Below are 21,279 nucleotides of genomic sequence, written 5' to 3'. Positions count from 1 at the left end.
CACTTACTCCGCCGGCGCGAGCGGCCTTTGGCCGTCGTCAGGGCTGCTGCGCAGGCGCTGTTCATGCCGGACCTCCCAAGCCTCTGTTTCCTCGACATCCTGGAATGGGCCTTTTCGGATGTATTTCAGCATCAAGCCCATCTCGACGACGAAGAGCACGGTATAAAAGGTCACGAAACCCGCCAGCGTCAGCAGCAGGTCCTGGACGCTGAGATGACTGACCGAAAGCGCGGTCGGCAGGACGCCGTCCACGGTCCAGGGTTGGCGCCCGTATTCGGCCACGAACCAACCCAGCTCGGCCGCGATCCACGGCGCAGGGATGATCAGCACGGCCAGTTGCAAGCCCAAGCGATGGTAGGTCCGACCGCAGAAAGACGAACGCCAGAAGAAATAGAGCATTACCGCGATGAAGGCGAAGCCAAGACCCACCATGACGCGGAAGGCCCAGAACAACGGGGCAACGCCGGGAATGGTGTCTTCGGCCGCCGTGGCGATCTGCTCGGGCGTGGCTTGCCGCGGATCGTCGAGATAACGCAAGAGCAGGAAGGCAAATCCGAGATTGCCCGAATTCTGCTCGAATGTGCGGCGCACTTCGGCCGGGGTCTGATCGCGCTGTTCTCGAATGGTCATCAGCGCGTCATAGGCGACGATCCCGCTTCGGATCCGGATTTCAGCCTCGTCGACAAGATCGTTGATGCCGGGGATTTCCTTGGTCAGAGAGCGGGTGCCGATCAAGCCCATCGCCCAGGGGATATGAACGGCGTAATGGGTTTCGCGTGCTTCCTGATCGGGAAAGCCGAAGGCGGTGAAAGGGGCAGGGGCCTCATGCGTGTCCCACATGGCCTCGATAGCCGCCAGTTTCATCCGCTGCGTGTGGCTGGCGGAGTAACCGGATTCGTCCCCCAGAACGACGACCGAAAGCGCCGAGGCGAGACCGAATGAGGCGGCGACCGTGATCGAACGCCGGGCCAGCTTGATGTGGCGCCCCTTCAGCAGATACCAGGACGAGACGCCAAGGACGAAGACCGAGGCGGTGACATAGCCCGCGCTGACGGTGTGGACGAACTTGGCCTGCGCGACCTCGTTGAAGAGAACGTCAAAGAACGATGACATTTCCATGCGCATCGTGTCCGGGTTGAAGGTCGCCCCTACGGGGTTCTGCATCCAGCCGTTGGCGATCAGGATCCACAGTGCCGAAAAATTCGAGCCGATCGCCACCAGCCATGTGACGACAAGGTGCTGCACCTTGGAGAGTTTTTCCCAGCCAAAGAAGAACAGCCCGACGAAGGTCGCCTCGAGGAAGAAGGCCATCAGCCCCTCGATCGCCAGCGGGGCGCCGAAGATGTCGCCGACATAGTGGCTGTAATAGCTCCAGTTCATGCCGAACTGGAACTCCATCGTGATCCCGGTCGCGACACCGATGGCGAAGTTGATGCCAAAGAGCGTGCCCCAGAATTTCGTCATCTGCCGCCAGATCGGGCGTCCGGTCATCACATAGACGGTTTCCATGATTGCCACGAGGATCGACAGACCCAGCGTCAGCGGCACGAAGAGAAAGTGATACATCGCTGTCATCGCGAATTGCAGGCGGGACAGCTCGACGACGCCGAACTCCATTATCGATCTCCTGGGTTGCCGTGTTTCCAGGCGCTTGCATGGAAACCCTTGCCGCAGGGCCAATCCTCAGCCGCTGTGGCGCGAGAGTATCGTTGGGGATGTTAGCACAAAGTTAAAGGGACAGGATGTCGCGGCGATCGAATATGGGATGATCGTGGCCACGATGCAAAGCAGCAAGTATCGCGGCCGAGGGAAGGGCTTTGCGGACACCGTTGAGGACACGATCTGCCGTCATCGCGTCCAGCCCCTCGGTCGGTTCGTCCAGAAGCAAGATCGCGGGCTTTCGCAGCAGGCAGCGCGCCAAGGCCAGACGACGTGCCTGCCCGCCCGAGAGCCCGGCCCCCGCCTCGCCGAGCCTTGCGCCGAGACCGCCCCGCGCGCGGATATCGGCGTCAAGATCCACTGCTTTCAGCGCGGCCCATAACTCGGTGTCATCCAGATCACCTGCCAGCGCCAGATTGTCGCGGATGGTTCCAGCGAGCAGGGCGCTGCGCTGGGGCAGGGCCGCCACGATCTCGCGCAACTGGCCGTCTGGCCAGTCATCGGGGCTCCGCCCGCTTATCAATATGCCATTGGGCTCGATCAGCCCTGCGATCTGCATCAGCAAAGTGGTCTTGCCAGCGCCGGACGGGCCGGTCAGCGCAAGTGCTTCCCCCGGAGAAAGCACGAAGTCAAGCTCGGGTCGGGCGACTGAAAGCAGCGGCACTGACGGCATGAATTCCCGGTTCGTTTGGGGTTCCGCGGGACCGACCCCATGATTTTCGGGGGCAATGCGCCTTGCGGCGCCGACCATCCTGCCCAACTCGGCGAAACCGCGCCGCAGGGGGAGTATCGTCTCGCCAAGCGCGAGTGCGACAAAAAAGCCGATGATCGCGAGGGCAGGGCCAGCGCCTTCCTGGCTGAGCAGCCAGCCTCCGGCAAGAAGCGCAAGCCCCGATACCAAGGCGACAAGACCGGAGAGCATCAGACCGGCCAGTCGCTCGGCCCGGTCCAAGGCAGCAGCGGCATCGCGCGCGCGCCGGTCAAGCGCGAGCAACCGTTCCTCTTGCGCGCCCAATTGCCCTGCAAGGATCAGCGCCTCGCGGTCGCGGATCATGTCGATGACACCGCGGCGTAGCGCCTGCCCCGCGACCTCTGCCTCATCGGCGGGGGCCAGCCCCCGTCGTGCAAGCACCCACAGGATGGCTACCGCCGCCGGAAGATAGCCGGCCAGGATGCTCAACGCGACGATCGTGCCGACAAGCCAGCAAAGCAGGGCGAAGACGACCAGATGTGCCAGCAGCCCAGCCAAGGCTGGCAGGATCAGGCGAATGACAAGCCCGTCCAGCGCATCCACATCCGACAGGATGCGCGTGAGCACCGTTTCGCCGCGCAACCCGGTCAGGGCGCGCGCATCGGTCCGGGCGTGTCGCTGCAGGATCGTCACCCGCAATGCCGCGAGCGCCCGCAAGGTGGCATCATGCGTCAGGACGCGTTCGCCATAACGTGCTGCGGCTCGGCCGAGTGCTAGGAAGCGGACGCCCGCGGATGGGCGGAATACATCGAAGGCGATACCGATGCCCGCAAGACCGGCAAGGCCCGTCGCCGTGATGAACCAGCCCGACAGGCCGAGCAGTCCGGCGCCCATGAGCAGGACCAGCACCGACAGCGCGGCCCCCCGCGCCATGGCCCAGGGAGCGTTTGCCAGGAGCGCGCGGGCAAGGCGGAGCAGCGCAATCATCCCCGGAACTCCAGCGTTCGGCCCATCGCGGCAGCCAGGCGATGGTCATGGGTCGCAACGATGATGCTGCGCCCCTCGGCCGCAAGACGCAGCAGGGCCTGGGTGATCCTGTCGGCAGTCTCTGCATCGAGATCGGCGGTCGGTTCATCCGCGAGAATCAGATCTCCACCGGAAAGAACCGCGCGGGCAAGCATCAGCCTGCGTGCCTCGCCGCCGGACACGCCCCCACCGGTTTCGCCGAGCCGCGTCCCAAGTCCGCGCGGCAGGCGGGTGACGATCCGATCGGCCTCGACCAGCCGCAATGCGGGCCATTGATCTGCACCGGACCGGCGCAGATCCAGCCATTCCCCCAAGCACATGTCGGAGAAATGCGCCTTTTGCGGGACGAAGGCGACGCGCGCACGCCAATCATCCGCAGTCTCGGCGTCAAGCACCCGCCCATTCACCTCGATCCTTCCGGCTGCAAGAGGCAGGAGGCCCGCGATGGCCGCAAGCGCGGTTGTCTTGCCGATACCACTCGGGCCCGTCAGCGCGAGGGTCTCGGCTGGGCCAAGAATGATGTCGGGCAAAGCAAGCTTGCGTTTGCCCAGCAAGGCCACGGCATCCTCTACCCTGATCGAGATCGGGCCGGGCAAGGGCTGCCCGGGTTCGCCACGGCCCAGCAAGGCAACCCGCTCGGCCCTGTCGAGTTCGTCAAGTTCGGCAATGACGGCCAAACCAGTCGCTCGATCATGCCAGGCCGCGGCCAGATCGCGCATGGGCTGAAAAAATTCAGGCGCGATCAGCAACAGAAACACCCCTTCGCCCAGTGACAGTGGCGTGCCCCAGGACCCGAAGCCGATTTCTCCCAGCAGCGTGAAACCCACGAAGACCGCGACCATCGCGACACCCAGGGCGGAAAAAAGCTCGAGCACGGTCGAAGAAAGGAATGCGATTTTCAGCACGGCCATGCTGCGAACCCGCAGCGTATCGGCACGCTGGCGGAAATCCTGGGTCATGCGTTCGCCAGCGCCCAGCAGGCGAATGTCAAGCATCGCCGAGAGCCGCTCCATCAGCATGCCATTCAGCGTTCCGACCTCGGCCAGTTGTCGGCGGGATTCCTGCTCGGCAGCCATTCCGACAAGAGCCATGAAGACTGGGATCAGCGGCCCGGCAATCAGCAGCGTCAACCCCACCAGCCACGAGTGCCAGAAGCTCAGAAGCAAAAGAAGCAAGGGCAAAACGGCAGTTCGCATCAACGCGAGCTGGTAACGGCTGATCCAGGGGGCAAGCAGCGGCAATTTCTGGACGATCAACGCGGCGACCTCGGCCGAACCGATCCCATCCGGGGCACGGGCCGCGCGCCGGATCAGTTGCCCGCGCTCTCGCGAAATCACGCCTTCCGCGGCACGAAAGAGTATCGCTCCGGCGCGATCTTCAAGAAGCGCCCTCGCAATCCCACCCATGGCGAAAGCGAGCGCGGCGATTCCGGCGCGGTCCATTGGCGGCTGTCCACCGGCCCATCCGGCAATGGCCCAAGCGATCGCGGCGGCCTGGAGGGGCCAGATGACGCCTGCAAGGATGGAAAGCCACGCAGCGTTGCGCAACTCGCCGGCGACCGGGCCTAGAATCCGATCGCCCGGTTGCGGTTTCCCGCGACGACCCGAGACGGCAGCTTTAAGCGCCACGAAACACCCCCCGCGCGATGCGTGCGACGGCGACAGGGTCGCCTATTGGTCATTGCTAGCACTCGGAACCTGCCTTTGGGAGCCGCTGGCATGCGCCGGTTTGTCGCGGAGCGTGAACCCTTTGCGCATATCTCGGCCCTTGGCTGGGCGGAAGACGCGATCAAAGCGGACCGAGCGGCATGGCGTGCCGGGGCAGGGGCATCAGCACCCGGGCGATCCGGGCCGTGATCGATTTCCTGCGCTTTTCATTGGCTGCGGTATGATGAGAAACCGGCTGGTCCGCCCGATCATCGTGGTGACATTGGCCAGGCCGTATTTCTGCCGGAACAGGATTAAATCGGCTTCCCAGATCCCTTCGGGTCGGAACAGGATGCCGAGTTCCGTGGCAAATTTCGGAGGCGGATGCTTGCGCGGAAGTTCAGCCGCGCCGCCTGCGGGCTGAGCGAAGGTGACGCCAGAGCTCGGCCCGGTGGTCGTTCCCGGAATATGCCATGACCGGTCCAGATGGTCTTGTTCTCGGCCGAGGCGCTGCGTCTCATCCGGCCCCGACCTCTTCGAGAACCGACATGCCTTTCAGATCACGCTCGGCGGGGAGTGGCGGTCTTCATTGCGCATGACGACCGTGTAGCGGCTGACCCGTTCGACCAGAAAGGCGACATTCACCTTGCCGCTTTCCTTGCGGAACGTCATCAACAAGCCGCATGCGTCCCGCGATCTGCTCGGGCGGCCAACCGGACTTGAGCGCGTCTTCGACCTTCAATTCAGGATCGATGACGAGCTTTCGGTGCCGCGCGCGACGGCGTTCGTACATGTTCTGCACATTCGCGGCAAAGTCGCCGCTAAACTGCGGAAGTTCGCTATCCAGGAACATATTTCGCTTCAGTTCCCGGGAGATCGTCAAGGGCGCTCGGGCCAGTCGTTCGGCAATCTCCGGCACCGGCATCTTGCCTTCGCGCCATTTGGCAATGTTGCGGGGCTCTTGTGGGCTCACGGCGAAGCGCAAACTTCCATTTCCCGTTTTATTTCAATCTGTTTCTTATGGCTACCAAGTTGCTCTCGAAAACCTCAGCCGGTGTGCGGTAGCCGAGGCATTTTCGGGGCGTAGAATTGAGGCGCTGGCAAATCGACCTCAGTGATCGATTTGTCAGGGCCGCTGGTTCGATCGAGCGGGGCAGGTGTTTGCGAAGCCTTCGGTTGGTATTCTCGACCGTTCCTTTCTGCCACGGCGCTTGCGGGTCGCAGAACCAGCTTTCGGCTCCGATCCCATCCTGCAGCCGTCGCCAGGCGGAAAACTACGTGCCACGGTCAAACGTAATCGATTGGCGCGCCTCGGCGGGCAGGGGTGCCAGCCCTGATATCAGAGATTCCATGATCGGCTCGGAGTGGCGGTCTTCGTTACGCATGACGACCGTGTAACGGCTGACCCTTTCGACCAGAGAGGTGACATGCACCTTGCCGCTTTCCTGGCGAAACATCATCAAATCGCATTCCATCAATGCCCGAATTCCTGTCGCTCGGAAACGGTCGCGGGCCTGTGGGAAAGGCTCTGGCTGTCCTGAATGTGGCTGCGCTGATAGCGGCGATAGCTGCGCGGCCTACGACGCCTGCGATGCTCGGGCAGGTGCCGGTAAAAGGCTCCCGCGAGGCCCGTTTTGGAATAGGAAAAACGATAGATCGTTTCATGGCTGACGCGGATCTCGTGGCCTTCAAGCCCATGCGTCCTGCGATCTGCTCGGGCGACCAACCGGACTTGAGCGCGTCTTCGACCTTCAATTCAGGATCGATGACGAGCTTTCGGCGCCGCGCGCGACGCCGTTCGTAGATGTTCTGCGCATTCACGGCAAAGTCGCCGCTAAACTGCGGAAGTTCGCTATCCAGGAACATATTTCGCTTCAGTTCCCGGGAGATCGTCAAGGGCGCTCGGGCCAGTCGCTCGGCGATCTCTGGCACCGGCATTTTGGCTTCCCGCCATTTGGCAATGTTACGACGTTCTTCCAATCTCAAATGCGGATAGTGGCGAGGCATTCATCAATCTCAGTGCAAAGGGCTGTAAACATACAGATTTTGCATTTCGTTTGTGAATCCCCCCCTTCCAAACTCAAATGCGGATAACGAAAATTATGTTATTTATATGAGGGCGCCTGTAGGAGGTTCGGCATAAGTAACGGCCGGCCTTAGCGACTACCCTGTCGAAACGCATCGGAAGGTCACACAGTTGATACAACTTGTCTGGCAAGCTTCACCTCGCAGGGAACCTGCCATGCCATGGGAAGCAATAATGACCGGCTGCGTCCCATCCGGTTGACATCCCCAACTCCGGCACTACGAATGGACCGCGCAGACCGACGAGGGGCATGATCGCGTTGAGTTGCTGAAGAGTTCGCTGCCGCGAGAAAATCGGCTGGGCCGGGCTCGAATTTGTAATATTTTCGATTTCGTGAAATGGCATGTCAAAGAATCGCTCCAATCTAAATATCGCCCCAGAAGATATCCTTATTCCGGGTCTGGATCACGGACTGCGGCTTGTTCGCGACGAGTCTTTGGACACTGGACGAATCCCCCCTATCAAACTTGATTTTCTTTCGCTTTCACCCGAGATTGAGCATCGCATCAGCACTTATCGGGCCATGTGGAAGAACGATACATGGATCAAGTCAGCCACGTTCCCTACGGTCCTGGCCGTTGCTGATTCCGTCAGCTTCTCTCGCGGCACGATGACGATCGGCGGGAAGTTTCTGCTGAATTCCGCGCCGGGCGCGCGCTTGAGAACCAGAATTTCCCAGAATAACCGCGAACTCAGCGAAGCGATATCAGATCATTTGACAGAGCTTTCCTTCAGCAATACGAAAGCCCCTGAAGTGTATCAGGGTGAATGGAAAGATCTTGATCTTGTGATCGAGGCGAAGAACTTCTTCAATTACTATCACTTTGTAAAAGAAGCATTGCCAAACCTTACCCTGTATCAACAATATGATCTTCAGGGGAAAGTGGTTTTTTGTGGCGTAGGCTCGAAAATATCCACCTTCGTCCATGAGCTCTGCAAGACATGGTTTCCCTCAATTTACGATAGAATTGAATTTCGCATCGGAAATGACCGCCCTGATTATGATAGAGCCCTCATTCCCTTCAACACGATGCATCTCTATTTTCAGACGCGGCGGCAGGTCATGTCGCCAATCGAAGATGTCGGAGCGAGAGTGCCGCGCCGAGCTTCGCCGGAGAATTTTGGAACCGTAGCCAATAACAGCTGCGAAGCGCCATTGCTGAACCTGCGTGAAACCGTGCGGCAAGCGCTTGCGCCATCGACGAACGAAAAACGCCGTCTCTATGTGACAAGGAAATCGAGCCGAGTCAGAAGGGTCGTCGGTGAGGAAATTCTTATCTCAAAGCTCTCGCGGCTGGGATTTGAGTGCATCAGCTTCGAGGACCTGTCGATCCGTGAACAGGCGCAAACTGTCTCTGAGGCAGAAATGATTGTCAGCATCCATGGAGCCGGCATGACCAACATGCTTTTCGCCGATCCCGGCTGCCGAGTGATCGAGCTTTCCAATCTTCAGACGCTCCGCAAGAGATTTGGTGATTTCAACCCGCTCGCCATTGCTTCTGGCGTTCATTATTGCCACGTTTTCCTGGATCATGACTTTGACGACGCCACTATTGTTCCGAACATATCCAGAGACGGACATAGAGGCGTGGTTATAGATGATTTCAGAGCAAAGGTTATTGCGTCATGGATTGGTCATCTGCTTGATCCGGAGCAATCGGAAAGCATACGCTTGAAATGTTCCGAGATAAACGAAACGCGCGATTTTTCGGCCCTTCATCATCTTCTGTCGAAGGATGCCGATAAAATATATCACATCCCGGACACCCATGTTTGGCTTGCGAACTGCCTGAACGACATGAAAATGAAAGATGAGTCTCTGGCGCCGCTGAGACGAGCATTGGTTCTCGCGCCACGGCGCGTTCCGTTGCAAAAGCGAATTCTCGACCTTGCAAGTTTGCTGAATGACCGAGAGGGCTTTGAAGAGGCCCGGAAGCATCTACGCCGGTTCAGTGAGGCTGAGTATGTCAAGCTCTTCAAGGAGCGGGGTTGGCCGACAGAGGACATTCCCGATGGTCAGATCGCCGAGAAGGACGCAAAGATCAGCATACTGCGGAATTAACCGGGGCAGCGGAACTCGTCGGGCGGTTTTCACCTGAAGTTGGCGGCGCTCTGACGCGAAGTTCTGAGGGAACCTGGAGTTTCGTGGAAGCGTGAAAGGGGTTAATGCCCGAAGCCTCATTTCGGGGTACTTTCGTCTCGCGCGAGCGTTCTTCACCACCCGCCGGACCGAGATGCCGGACCTTTCCAGATTGTATTTCACGTTTCTCGCCATGGCACCGGCCGCATCAGTTCCGCGACCGTCAGAGGCGTCAAGCCAGGTCTGAGCAATCTTCAGGCAGTGAGTGCCTCGCGCAGGGAAGAATTCCCGGACGCAGAATACAAGATACGGTTGAAACCGGGCCGAAGCGCCTTTCAACTTTTTTGGGCGCCCAAGGGAGTGAACTTCGTAGCAGACATGATCAACCTGCTGAAACTTCTATAAGAAATCTTTCTTGCCCATGGCCGATCAATCGATCCGCGCAAATCGGCCTTCCGGAACAACCAGAAATCATGCCCTTATAGTCAGGGTGCATTTGGGAATCACTTATCTAATGGTTGAATCCACGACCCGTGGATGCGATCCCGATCGGGCGATCCCAGGCCGAGCGGGATGCCGGTTGCCATTTCGAAATGAGGCGAGCCATGAGCGATTTGATCGGTACCGGGGACCATGGCCGCTCCGCCAACGATCCCGAGATCGCATCCGTTACGACCGACGAATGCGATCCACGATGCGCTGTTGCCGAAGAACTCCGACACCCTCTCACGATCAGCGTTGTCATGCCGGCCTATCAGGCTGCCACCATGCTACCTCATTCTTTGTCCCCCCTGATGGCGCTGGTTGCGTCGGGAGAAGTGCTTGAAGTCTTTGTCGTCGATGACGGCTCTTCCGACATGACGGCCCTGGTTGCTGGCAGTCTCGGTGCCAATGTCTTGCGGCTCGAACGAAACTCTGGTCCTGCTGCGGCCCGTAACCATGCGCTGCCTTGGGTCAGCGGCGACCTGGTCTGGTTCGTCGACAGCGACGTCGTGATCAACGAAGGCGGGCCAGACCTGATCCGGCGCGCCTTTGCCGAGCCCACGCTTGGCGCGATCTTTGGCTGCTATGACGATGATCCGGCCGATCCGCATTGGTTTTCCCGCTACAAGAACCTGATGCACCGCTACTATCACCTGCGGGCGCCTCGCGAGGTGCATAGCTTCTGGAGCGGCTGCGGCGTCGTCCGCCGCTCAGTGCTGCAGGAACTTGGCGGCTTCGATGCCCTGCGATACCCGCGCGCAATGATCGAGGATATCGAACTTGGCTACAGGATCTCGCAGGCAGGGCACCGGATCGAGATCGAGCCGCAACTGACTGGCAAGCACCTCAAGGCTTGGCGGATGGCGATGTCGCTGCGCCTCGACATCTTTGACCGCGCCATCCCCTGGGCACGCCTGCTCATTGCCGAAGAAGGCCCCGCAGGCGAATTGAACGTGGGTTCGGCAGAGCGCTTTCGCGCCGGTTTCGCGGTGCTGTCGCTGCTTTTGCTGCTTGGGGCCGTGTTCGCGCAGGTGCCAGCCTATCTTGCGTTTGCAGCGATTGGTGCCTCTCTCCTCTTCAACGTCAGGCTTGGGCTGTTCCTGCTACGCCATGGCGGCCTGCCTGTCGCAATAGGGGGGATGCTCTACCATCAATTCTACTACCTCTACGCGAGCGGTGCCTATCTTTGGTGTCTCGTCGATCTTCGTCTGCTGCATCGAGGCGACCGCTTCAAGGCTGTTCGGATGAGACAGGATGAGCATTCGGGGCAAGATGCTGGTGCAATCTCGCAGTCAGAAAGGATGCGATCGTGACGCAAGATCATCACACGGTTGCGATTCTTGGCGCAGGTCCGGCCGGATTGACTGCAGCTTATTGCCTGCAGAAGCAAGACGGACGCTATCGGCCAGTGATATTCGAGGCCCAGCACATCGTGGGCGGGCTGTCACGAACAGAATGCCTCGACGGATATCGCTTCGACATCGGCGGGCACCGGTTCTTCACCAAGATACCCGAAATCGAAGCGATGTGGCGCGAGGTCCTTGGCAAGGAAATGATCCGGGTGCAGCGCCAGAGCCGCATCCACTATCGCGGGAAATTCTTCGACTACCCTCTCAAGCCGCTGAATGCTCTGCGCAACATCGGGCCCTACGAAACGATCCGGATATTGCTGAGCCTGTTGAAATGGCGGGTCCGGCCATCGCCCCGCGAAGACACCTTTACGCAATGGGTCATCAACCGGTTTGGCGGCAGGCTCTACATGCACTTCTTCCACAGCTACACGCTGAAGGTGTGGGGAACACAGCCACAGGAAATTCGCGCCGATTGGGCGGCACAGCGTATCCAGAACCTGTCGCTGTGGCGGGCAATCACGACCTCGTTCGGCGGGCGCAACAAGAGCCGCTCACTGATCGAGGAATTCGACTATCCGCGGCTCGGCCCCGGCCAGATGTGGGAGGAAACCGCTCAGCAGGTCACCAAAGCGGGAGGTGAATTGCAGCTTGGCACCGAGGTGGTCAAGTTGCGGCGCGATGGCATGCGCATCACTGAAATCGGCACCCGCCCGAGACATGCCGGGCCCGATGCGCCGATCACCTGGGCTGCGGCATCTCATGTCATCAGTTCGCTCGATCTGCGCACGTTGATCAGGAGAATTGATCCGCCGCCGCCACCCGAGGTCTGCGCAGCCGCCGAGAAACTGCGCTACCGCGACTTCCTTATCGTGACGCTCATCCTCGATCATCCCGATCCGTTCCCGGATAACTGGATCTATGTGCATACGGATGTGAAAGTGGGCCGCATCCAGAACTTCCGCGCCTGGTCACGCGACATGGTTCCAGACCAGCACACCAGTTCGATCGGCATGGAGTATTTCTGCCAGAAGGGTGACGGGCTCTGGGCCATGCCGGACGACGAACTGCGCGCACTAGCTGCGTCCGAACTGGAACAGCTTGGCCTGGCAAAGGCGAATACGGTGATCAAGGGGGCGGTGATCCGCCAGCCAAAGGCATATCCCGTTTACGACAACGAGTACCAAAAGGCCCTATCCGTGATCCGACCGTGGCTTTCGCAGCTCGAGAACTTCCAGACCGTCGGGCGCAATGGCCTTCATCGTTACAACAACCAGGACCACTCGATGCTTTCGGCGATGTATGCGGTCGAGAACATCCGCGGTGCCAATCACGACCTTTGGAACGTGAACGTGGAGCGATCGTATCACGAAGAGTTCGAGGTGGCCAAGCCGGCAGCGGCTGAGCCGGATGGCCCCGCGGCCGCCCCGCTCAGGCCTGATCCGGGGTCGGCCCTCGGGTCTCAATCCTTTCCGGCTCCTGGCTGGGCCAAAGGAAAAGACGGGCAAGTTCCAACAGCGCGAACAGTTCGATAAGCCAGACGATCCGTGTCTGGTAGCGATCAACGGGTGCAGAAAGCCCTCCGAAAATCAGGGCGTTCATCACCAGGCCGGCCACAAGCAGGGCAAGCGTCTCGGCGAAGTCTCGGTCGGCCCCTTCTCTCTTGCGGCGCAGCACAACAAGCGAGGCAAGCAACAGAAGCGAAAACAGGGTGGTGAACGGCAAGAACCGATCGTAGAACCGCAGGAGCTGCACACCCGCCTCGTTTCCCGCCTCGACCGAATCGAAGCCTGCATCCAGATGGTCGGCCACTTCAAGATCGGTAGTACCCACCATGAAGATTTGCCGAATGGCGTTTCCGAAGATGGCTTCGAACTGGGCGATCGGATAGGCGCGAAAGACGAGGAAGAGAATCTTGAACTCCTCGTCCCGGATTTCCTGCATCTCCTGCTCTGTCAGGCTCCGGATCCCCTCGTCCCCCCAAAGCATGTCATACATGTTCTCGGGAATATGGCCGCCAAACAGCCGGCAGAAGGCCAGATCGGCCTCGGGACAGACCTCTTGCAGATACCACAGCCCCGGTCCATCTCCGATCGAGCGGGCCAACAGGATCGGCAGGCGCAGCGGCGAAACGCTTGTCGTCTCAAGCGCTGCATTGCTTGCGGCAAGGTTCGCGACCGGCGAGAAAAGCACCGGCAGCACCAGTGCCAGAACCCTGACCCAAGCCAGTCGCCGCCGGATGCACAGATAGATTGCTGTCGCCCCGTAAAGGGCCATTGCAAGCGGCGGGTTTCCGTAGTGAGACGCGACCGCGAAGCAGGCAAGCGCCGTGCTGATGATCCTCGACCATCGCCCCATCCGATCGAAATGCACCGCAACAACAATCGCATGCAGAACGATCAACGCCGCAAGGATGTCCGGCAGAAGCAGCGACGTATAGATCGCGACAGAGCTGGTAAGCGCCAGAACGACGCCCCCCACCAGCATGAAGGCGGGGCGCGCCAGGACTTCGCGGTCAACGACCTGCAGCACCATCGTCATGACGAGCACCGCCTGCAAAAACGACAGCGCGATCGGTCCGCCAATCGTCACCGATCCATACGCAACGAGCGAATAGATAAAGGAGCGCACGAATTTCGGCGCGCCATCCTCTGCATCCTCGGCAAGTTCAAAGGGGCCGTCGCCCTGGACTGCGGGGACATCATGTTTGTGAACAAAGGAAAGCGCGTCCAGCCTGTCCAGGATCATTCGGGGGATGACCTCACCCCCCTTTAGAAAGCTTTTCGTATCCGAGAAGATGAAGACATCCCCGGTCGCGATGGGCGGCCAGCACAAGAGCATTGCGCCGATGATGATATAAACCATGCGCAACCGGCACTCGGCCAGGACCGGACCTGTCGAAAACCCTGCCGCGCCATGTTTCATCCTCGATCCTCCGTTCAGCATGTCCGCGGCATCGCGCCCGACTCAACGCCCTGCAACGGCACTTATAAGCGACTCGAACATCCAGATCGGCATCTCTTCGACCTGAAGCCGAGGCAATTGCATGAGATCACTCCCCGGCTCACAGCGGCCGGACCTGCTGGTCGTCGCCGAGCTGTAGCCCGCCTTTAGGATCAAGTCGCGTGTATCCCGGCCCATCCTGCCGAAGGGCAGCGCGAAACTGCGCAGATCCTGCCCGGTCAGATCCCGCAGTGCCTGGCGGTCTTCGGCAATTTCGCGGGTCGCGACCTCGGGCGCAACTCTGCCCAGGTCAACGTGATTGCGGGTATGTCCCCCGATCTCGACCAGTGGCGATCGCGCGAATTCGCGCAGTTCCGCCTTGGTCATCGGTCGCTCATCGGCCGGTGGCGCAGTTCCAGACCAGCGGTCAAGTTCCTGCAGGATCGGCTGACGCTCGGCAGCTTCGAGCGGTTCCAGCATTTCCCAAAGCGTGCGCATCAGCCGCTGCCGTGGACCAGAAGGCGCATTGAGATCGGCAGACCATGCCTTGCAGGCTGCAAGCAGGTCCGGCCCCGCCGCGGCCTCGGCACCCAGGCACCACTGAAAGGTCCGCCCATCTGCAAACGTCAGCGCAAGGTCGCGGGGCAGCCGAGGTTCTTCAAGAAAGATCCGGTGCAGCCGATCCCACCAGAATGCGTCCGCGTGACCGATTGCGCCGCTGGTGATGTAGAAGGTCGCAGGCACCCCGTAGCGTTCAAGGATCGGCAGCGCGGCATCCTTGTTGTCGACATAACCGTCATCGAAACTGACCGCGATGCGCGGCGCGCCCGGCGTATCCTGTGCGAGATGCTCTGCAAGCTCGCTGACGTTCGATGCAAGCCCGAGGCGGCCTAGCACCGCCATCTGCCGGTCGAAACTCTCGGGGCGCACGGCCATCCTCCACGGATCGGCCCCGCAATCATGGACGCGGTGATAGAGCAGGATAAGCCCACCGCGTTTCGATGCGAAGAGCCTGCGAAATGCGAGCCTCCATTTCAAGATCCGCAGATAAGCGCGAAGGGAATGCGTCACGCCGGGGGGCCGCCGGCCTTCGTCGCGATCACTCCGATCAGCATCTGGTAGTCCGGATCGACATGATCGAGTTCACGCTTGTCGAGCTCTTCGAACCCCAGCCCTGCCAGAAAGGCGATGGTTGAAAGCATGTTGCCATAGGCACGCGCCTCAACCCAGCCACCGGGAAAGGCATCCTGGAACAGTCGCTGGGACGAAGCCTGCGTGAAGCCCCAATACCAGGTATGGCGCCATTCCGGATCGGCAATCTGGCTCAGCCCTGCCTGGGTTACAAGAACCGTTCCCCCCGGCTTGAGAATCCGGTGGATGGTGCGGAGTGCCGCCGGCACATCATAGATGAGCATCAGCGTCTGCGTGATGATGACACAGTCGAAGCTGTCGGACGGGATATGTGGCGCGTCGGTCAGATCGCCGGTGATGGTCGCAGGTGGCGAGGGGTTGTCGTAATGCAGCACATCGCTGCTGGTCACCGCCGTGCCACCGAAACGGTAGGTATAGGTATTTTCCGAAATTTCCAGCACCCGGCCGGCAATCCGCCCGGAATGTTCCTTGAGAAAGGCCTCGATGTAATAGCGATCGACCGGCGTGCCGCGATCCCAGCCATACATCCGGCTGAACGGCTCAAGGCGGCGCAACTGCCCCATGCGCACCTTTCCCGGGCGGGTGACCCAGGGACGGCCATTGCGCACCGCCCGCAGCCTGAAGACGATCGGTTCGGGCAGTCGCATCGCCGTCTTTTCGGCCCAGGCGATCAATTTCGCCGAGAAGCTTTGGTTTGGACCAGCGTCAGTGATCTTGTCTCGCAACAATCCAGCCCCGAATAAGGTGTCGCCCAATCGAAGTTTACATCAAGGCAAGCGGCAAGTCGGGATCGATGGAATGTCCCGGCTCGAAGGAATTATCCATTTTTGTGCGCGTCTCAGTTTTCGTGCAATCGGAATTTCCAGTTTTCCAATCTTCGCGGATCAGAGATTGCGCGGCAAAACCGTGCTGGATAGCCTGCAGGGTATTGGCCCAAGGGCGCTCAGGGTTCGGCTGATGACGATTCAAATCCCATGACGGAATCGATCCACCCCGCCATTAGGCCGGTCGCGCGAGCCTGCAATGGCCCTCTCGTTTCCTGCGTCATCATCTTCCTCAATGGTGAAACCCACATTGTCCAGGCAATCGAAAGCGTCAGGGCGCAAAGCTATGAAAACTGGGAGTTGATCCTGGTCGATGACGGAAGCGATGACAGCGCCACGCAGATCGCCAGGGACTACGCCGCCCGCGAGCCGCACAGGATCCGCTACACCGATCATCCGGGGCACGAGAACCGCGGCATGAGCGCATCGCGCAATGCCGGGATCGCGCTCGCCCGCGGGGAATACATCGCGCTGCTTGACGCCGATGACATCTGGCTGCCCGAGCGCCTTGAACGACATGTGGCGGTGATGGAGACGCATCCCGAAGTGGCGATGTCCATGTCCCCTACCCTTTACTGGTCAAGCTGGAACCGCAAGAACCAATCCCGGTTCCGGCCCTGGCGATCGATGGACCTGCGAAATGATCTGGGCGTTCCCCCGGGCATGGTCCTGCAACCGCCAGAACTCGTCATCCAATATCTTGAAAGCCATGGGGCCGGCGTGCCGGGAATATGCAGCCTGCTGATCCGCCGCGCCCCGCTTCTGCAGATCGGCGGTTTCGAGGATTCCTTTCGGACGCTTTACGAAGACCAGGCCTTCTACTTCAAGATCTTCCTGTCCTTCCCGGTGATCGCGATCGACGAAGTCCTGGACTTCTACCGGCAGCATGAGGCATCAGCCTGCGCCCTGGCCTCTGCAAGCGGCGGCGACGCGGCGGCCCGCCCCATCTTCCTGGATTGGCTCGACCGCTATTTCCAAAAGATGGGGGTCGACGATCCCCGGATCTGGCAAGCACTTCGCGGCGAGCAGACCCGTTTCGAAGAGCCGGGCACCTGGGCGCGACAGAACACGGCCAATGCCATCGTTGACCAATGGAACGCCGAAACTCGGCAATTCGTGATCTGGGCATTCAGGCCCCGCAACTATCAACGGCTGCGTCGGCTGTTCGGGCTGCAGGAATTCAATGTGCTCTACACCGAGAACCCGGCGGTCATGGAGCGCCGCAGCCGACTGCCAGACAGTGGTCAGGCTACGGCGAAGGGGTGATTTTCCGTGCCGCGCAGGGTGACGATCCGATCTGCCCATTTCCGCACTTCGGGCCGATGGCTGACCAGAATGAGCGTTCGCCCGGCCATCAGGTCGCGAATCCGGCGATGAATCCGATCCTCGCGTTCTGGCTCCAGCGCGCTCATCGACTCATCCAGGATCAGGATCTCGGGGTCACGGATCAGCGCGCGCGCAAGTCCAAGCCGTTGCCGCTGCCCGCCAGAAAGGCTCGAACCGGCGGCGCCGATCGGCGTGTCGAAGCCTTGGGGCAGTGCCTCGATGACGTCAAGGATCTCGACTGCTTCGCAGATCTCGCTCATCCGTTCGGAAGGGGCGTCGGGTCGGCCAAATCGAATATTTTCGCCCACTGTTCCTTCGATCAGTTCCACATCCTGCCCCGCCACACTCATCCGACGCAGCCAGAGCTCCCTCGACAATGAAAGAAGGTCGACGCCCTTCACCGTTATTCGGCCGGCATCGGGTTGATAGAGGCGCAGCAGAAGGTTGAGCACGGTGGTCTTTCCCGATCCGCTTGGCCCATCGATGAGCGTGCAGCCATCGAGGGGAATTGAGAAATTCAGATCGCGCAATTCCGCCAAGCCCGTCTCAGTATGGCTGAACGTCACGTTTTCGAAACGGATTTCTCCGCCCGGTCCACGATCTGGCCAGTCAGCGCTGCCTGTTTCGGGCATGGTGGTAAATGTGCCGAGCGCGGCATTCATCTCGCGGATCGCGGCAGATGAGGCCTGCAGCGCGACACGGTTTGCCAGGAAATCCGTAAGATAAGGCTGCAACCGCAGCAGCAGCAATGCTTCGGCGATCACCAGAGCCGGGTCAACATTCATCCAAGTGGCGCTGAGGGCGACGAGGATCAGAATACCCGCCCCCAGAACCTGGCTGAGTGGGCCCGAAAGCGCGCGAAGCAGTTCCATTCGTGCCGCCGCCGCGCGCAAGTTGCGCGAAGCCTCGCCAAAGCGGTGCAGCAGATCCTCCTCCCGCGCGAAGACACGCAAAGTCCGCATCCCGGTCAGGCTGACGAGCATCCGATGGGCCATGCTGTGATGCGCGCTAAGCGTGGCTTTGCTCAGCCGCTCGGCAGGGCGCATGACCCGACGCAGCAGGCCAAGCGACACGATTCCGCCCGCGACCGCGATCACAGCGACCTTCCAGGACAGCATCACCATGCCTGCGGCAAACACCGTCATTGCGCATAGATCGACCGCCATCCGTGCGACGCTGAGGTAGGCATCGCTGACATTCCAGGTCTCGGTACCAAGGCTGTGCATGAGTGCTGCCGGGTCGCGCTTCTGGATGACCCGATAGGGTGTCGTCACAAGACGTGCGTGCAGGACGTCGCGCATCCGCTCGGCAAGCCGGTTCAGCGTGACGCCCAGCAGCGCCTCATTGGCATAGCTCAGCGCTGCCTGGCACAGGATCAGGCCAAAGAAGGCGGCACCGATCAGTGGCGGGCTTGTCCCGACAATTGCGACAAGGCGGGTGTAAAGGAGGGCGAGGACCCCGCCCGCCGCCAGGATTTGCCCGCCCTGATCCAGGATCGCAAAAAGCAGCATGACGGCAAGTCCGACGCTTAGCGTTTCGGCGAGCGCGACGGCTGTCCCCAGCATGATCACAAGAACGACCAACCAGCGTTGACGACCGAAGACTTTCGACAGTTCGTATGTCGCCCGAAGCGTTGACCCCTTATCGACGGGCTCGGGAGGAATGGTCGAGGTCACGGGTGCCGTCTCCTCTCGATCCCTTTTGGCACACTCACATCGGAGAGGACATGGCGGCGCAGGGCGCGCCCAACTTGCTGGTCAGCGTCGCGCAGACGCCGTTCATGGCTTGGCGAAAGAAGGATCGGAGCGGCCCAGATTGCGGTTCTCGGGTCGGCACTGGCAAAATCCTGGCCAAGGGCGGGGTCGACCGCGCCGCCTGCCCCGCGGCCGTGACGCAAACCGTGCATGAGCACACGCAGCCCCATCGCCGCGGTCGCCGCGGGCTGTCCCTGCATCAGCTCAAGAAACAGCCGCAGCGCCGCGATCGGGCTGCCGGCAAGGGCGATCAGCGGAACGAATCCCACGACGCGGGCGCAGGCAAGGTCACGCACCCAGGCCGGCACGGCAGGGTATTCCCGCGCGACCATCCGGAGCACCCTCAGATTCGAGGCCGCAGCACGACTGTATGCTCGTGACATGTTCGCCTGATGCATCCGGTAGCCCACCAGCGCTTCTCGGCAACATAGCGCAGGACCGAAGCGCATCAACCGCAATTGCATCAGCAGGTCCTCGGCCCCCTCGACCCCCCATCCCCGCAACCGGATGTCGTGCCCCCCCAAAGCGCGAACAAACGACGTTCTGGTTAGAACACTGCTGACATTGCTGAAAAAATTTGTGGCCATTTGCAGGCAAAGCGTGTCACCACTCAGGTCGCTCAGGGGCCGATGTGCAGGTATGATGACGTCATCTGCATCGATCATCCGATAGCCGGAATAGACGAAGGCAGGCAGCTCGCCTGAAGCAGCAAGGCAGGCAAGCTGACGGGCAAGCTTGTCAGGATGCCACAGGTCGTCGGCATCGAGCCAGGCGATATAGTTCCCCCGCGCTTCTGCAAGCGCCGCATTCCGGGCGCTTGCCACTCCGCCGTTCTCCTTGCGGATGACGCGCAGCCGTGGATCAGCCTGCGCCAGATCGGCGGCGATCTGCGCCGTGCGATCTGTCGAGCCGTCATCGACCACCAGCAACTCGAGCGTTTGATGGCTCTGGCGCAGGACGCTGGCGAGTGTCCTCGCAAGCGTCGCCTCGGCATTGAATGCCGGCACCACCACCGAGACCAGGGGCCCGGAAGATTTCAAGACGCTGCTCGAGCCCGGTTCAACATCGCCTGTTCCCAGGCGACCGAGGTCTCAAGAATCGTCTCGAGCCGGTCGTGGCTCGGCGTCCAGTTCAGCAAGTCCATCATGCGCGAGGAGTTTGCGACGATCCGGGCGACGTCGCCGGGTCGCCGTGCGGCATCCGTGACCGCGAAGCGATGCAGATCCAGAGCCAGAGTGGCATCGATCACCTCGCGCACGGAATAGCCCCGTCCGCAGCCACAATTCAGCGTCACGCTGCCCCCTCCGGCCAGCAAGTATTCGGCCGCCGAAAGATGCGCGCGGACAAGATCCGATACATGGACATAGTCCCGGATCGCGGTGCCATCGGGGGTCGCGTAATCGGTGCCGTTGATCCGGACCCTATCGCGCAGCCCGACTGCCGCTTCGGCCACGACCTTGATCAGGTGCTGCGCGCCGCCTCGCGGCCCCGAGCGGCAAAGCGGATCGGCACCAGCGACATTGAAATAGCGCAGGATGACATGCCGCATGCCGGTCGCGCGACAGGTATCGGAAAGTGCCCATTCGGCGGCCAGTTTCGAGCGGCCATAGGGGGATGCCGGTCGCAGCCGGAAACCTTCATCTACCGGCTGGTCACCGGCCTCGCCATAGACCGCCGCCGTCGAGGAATGGACGATGTTCGCAACCCCCGCGCGCGCAGCCGCCTCGAAGAACCGCGCCGCCTGCCCGGTATTGGTTTCGTAATAGCTGCCCGGCGCGGCAATCGATTCGTCTATGCTGGTCTTGGCGGCAAAATGCAGCACCACATCGGGTGGGCTCTGCGCGAGAAGCGCCGCCGTTTCGGGGTCGCTCACTCCAGACTGATGAAAGACGACACCCATCGGAACGCACCCGACATGCCCGGTCGACAAGTCGTCTATGCCGATCACTTGCCAACCTGCGTCCAAGAAACACAAGGCAGCATGGCTTCCGATGTAACCTGCGACGCCGGAAATGAATGCGCGTCTGCTTGCTTGTCCTGCAATCATTTCTTCGCCCAGAAGAAGGTGTGCCATTTCTGTGTAAACTCGGCTTAGTCCAAGCATGCCGTTATTGCGGACATATGAACAGGCCATCGTGATCGCTTTGCTGTTCGAATTTCCAAGACTGACGCGATAGCTTGATCTGCGGTCAGCGAAGCGGATCGATGGCATTCTGCGCTGATACGGTGCATGTCCCAATTCGACGGCATACCCCATGCG

General features: G+C 60.7%; 14 protein-coding genes and 2 pseudogenes. 5 read left to right on the top strand and 11 right to left on the bottom strand.

Annotated elements, in window-relative coordinates; translation table 11 throughout:
* Positions 1-3 precede the first annotated feature (3 nt).
* The 5 genes and pseudogenes from RGQ15_RS21170 to RGQ15_RS21150 form a co-directional block, all read right to left on the bottom strand.
* Positions 4-1,617, bottom strand: a complete 1,614-nt coding sequence (locus tag RGQ15_RS21170; RefSeq protein ID WP_311162865.1) for a cytochrome ubiquinol oxidase subunit I — start codon at positions 1,615-1,617, stop codon at positions 4-6.
* Between the two features lie 112 nt (positions 1,618-1,729).
* Positions 1,730-3,337, bottom strand: a complete 1,608-nt coding sequence (locus RGQ15_RS21165) for an amino acid ABC transporter ATP-binding/permease protein (RefSeq protein ID WP_311162864.1) — start codon at positions 3,335-3,337, stop codon at positions 1,730-1,732.
* Positions 3,334-5,004, bottom strand: coding sequence for an ABC transporter ATP-binding protein/permease (locus RGQ15_RS21160; RefSeq protein WP_311162863.1), 1,671 nt, complete (start codon positions 5,002-5,004; stop codon positions 3,334-3,336). The genes RGQ15_RS21165 and RGQ15_RS21160 overlap by 4 nt, the downstream gene beginning before the upstream one ends.
* 585 nt (positions 5,005-5,589) lie before the next feature.
* Positions 5,590-5,706 (bottom strand): annotated as a pseudogene (locus RGQ15_RS22460) (IS30 family transposase); the annotation flags it as partial.
* 317 nt (positions 5,707-6,023) lie between these two features.
* A pseudogene (locus RGQ15_RS21150) lies at positions 6,024-7,029 on the bottom strand (IS30 family transposase).
* A gap of 422 nt (positions 7,030-7,451) precedes the next feature.
* Between RGQ15_RS21150 and RGQ15_RS21145 the strand changes: the two are divergent.
* From RGQ15_RS21145 to RGQ15_RS21135, 3 genes are all read left to right on the top strand, one after another.
* Positions 7,452-9,170, top strand: coding sequence for a glycosyltransferase family 61 protein (locus tag RGQ15_RS21145; protein ID WP_311162861.1), 1,719 nt, complete (start codon positions 7,452-7,454; stop codon positions 9,168-9,170).
* A 623-nt stretch (positions 9,171-9,793) separates the two neighbouring features.
* Entirely contained in the window at positions 9,794-10,984 is a 1,191-nt protein-coding gene (locus tag RGQ15_RS21140) for a glycosyltransferase family 2 protein (RefSeq protein ID WP_311162860.1), read from the top strand.
* Positions 10,981-12,555 carry an NAD(P)/FAD-dependent oxidoreductase gene (locus tag RGQ15_RS21135; protein ID WP_311162859.1) on the top strand — a complete coding sequence of 525 codons (1,575 nt, stop codon included), beginning with the start codon at positions 10,981-10,983 and terminating at the stop codon, positions 12,553-12,555. The genes RGQ15_RS21140 and RGQ15_RS21135 overlap by 4 nt, the downstream gene beginning before the upstream one ends.
* On the opposite strand, the gene RGQ15_RS21130 is transcribed toward RGQ15_RS21135, so the two are convergent.
* Genes RGQ15_RS21130 through RGQ15_RS21120 form a run of 3 tightly spaced genes read right to left on the bottom strand, consistent with a single transcriptional unit; the run spans position 12,452 to position 15,678 of the window.
* Positions 12,452-13,945: a hypothetical protein gene (locus RGQ15_RS21130; protein ID WP_311162858.1), complete on the bottom strand. Its 1,494-nt coding sequence runs from the start codon at positions 13,943-13,945 to the stop codon at positions 12,452-12,454. The two genes, RGQ15_RS21135 and RGQ15_RS21130, sit on opposite strands and share 104 nt — an antisense overlap.
* 42 nt (positions 13,946-13,987) lie before the next feature.
* Positions 13,988-15,034 (bottom strand): polysaccharide deacetylase family protein, encoded by a 1,047-nt coding sequence (locus RGQ15_RS21125; RefSeq protein ID WP_311162856.1) that lies wholly within the window; start codon positions 15,032-15,034, stop codon positions 13,988-13,990.
* Positions 15,031-15,678 (bottom strand): class I SAM-dependent methyltransferase, encoded by a 648-nt coding sequence (locus RGQ15_RS21120; RefSeq protein ID WP_311162855.1) that lies wholly within the window; start codon positions 15,676-15,678, stop codon positions 15,031-15,033. The genes RGQ15_RS21125 and RGQ15_RS21120 overlap by 4 nt, the downstream gene beginning before the upstream one ends.
* A gap of 37 nt (positions 15,679-15,715) precedes the next feature.
* Between RGQ15_RS21120 and RGQ15_RS21115 the strand changes: the two genes are divergently transcribed.
* Positions 15,716-16,093, top strand: a complete 378-nt coding sequence (locus RGQ15_RS21115) for a hypothetical protein (protein ID WP_311162854.1) — start codon at positions 15,716-15,718, stop codon at positions 16,091-16,093.
* Positions 16,090-17,205: a glycosyltransferase family 2 protein gene (locus RGQ15_RS21110; protein WP_311162852.1), complete on the top strand. Its 1,116-nt coding sequence runs from the start codon at positions 16,090-16,092 to the stop codon at positions 17,203-17,205. Before RGQ15_RS21115 ends, RGQ15_RS21110 begins: the two co-directional genes overlap by 4 nt.
* Here the strand turns inward: RGQ15_RS21110 and RGQ15_RS21105 are convergent.
* From RGQ15_RS21105 to galE, 3 genes are read right to left on the bottom strand one after another with little or no spacing between them, the layout of a single operon-like run.
* Positions 17,184-18,941 carry an ABC transporter ATP-binding protein gene (locus tag RGQ15_RS21105; protein ID WP_311162850.1) on the bottom strand — a complete coding sequence of 586 codons (1,758 nt, stop codon included), beginning with the start codon at positions 18,939-18,941 and terminating at the stop codon, positions 17,184-17,186. The two genes, RGQ15_RS21110 and RGQ15_RS21105, sit on opposite strands and share 22 nt — an antisense overlap.
* Entirely contained in the window at positions 18,938-20,059 is a 1,122-nt protein-coding gene (locus RGQ15_RS21100) for a glycosyltransferase (protein ID WP_311162848.1), read from the bottom strand. The genes RGQ15_RS21105 and RGQ15_RS21100 overlap by 4 nt, the downstream gene beginning before the upstream one ends.
* On the bottom strand, positions 20,056-21,066 hold the full coding sequence (galE, locus tag RGQ15_RS21095; RefSeq protein ID WP_311162990.1) for a UDP-glucose 4-epimerase GalE: 1,011 nt from the start codon (positions 21,064-21,066) through the stop codon (positions 20,056-20,058). Before galE ends, RGQ15_RS21100 begins: the two co-directional genes overlap by 4 nt.
* Positions 21,067-21,279: the final 213 nt, after the last annotated feature.

The sequence above is a fragment of the Paracoccus sp. MBLB3053 genome (assembly GCF_031822435.1).
In the GTDB taxonomy this organism is placed as follows: Bacteria; Pseudomonadota; Alphaproteobacteria; order Rhodobacterales; family Rhodobacteraceae; genus Paracoccus; species Paracoccus aurantius.
Note: the sequence above shows the minus strand (reverse complement) of the source record. Positions and strands in the feature narration are given on the sequence as shown.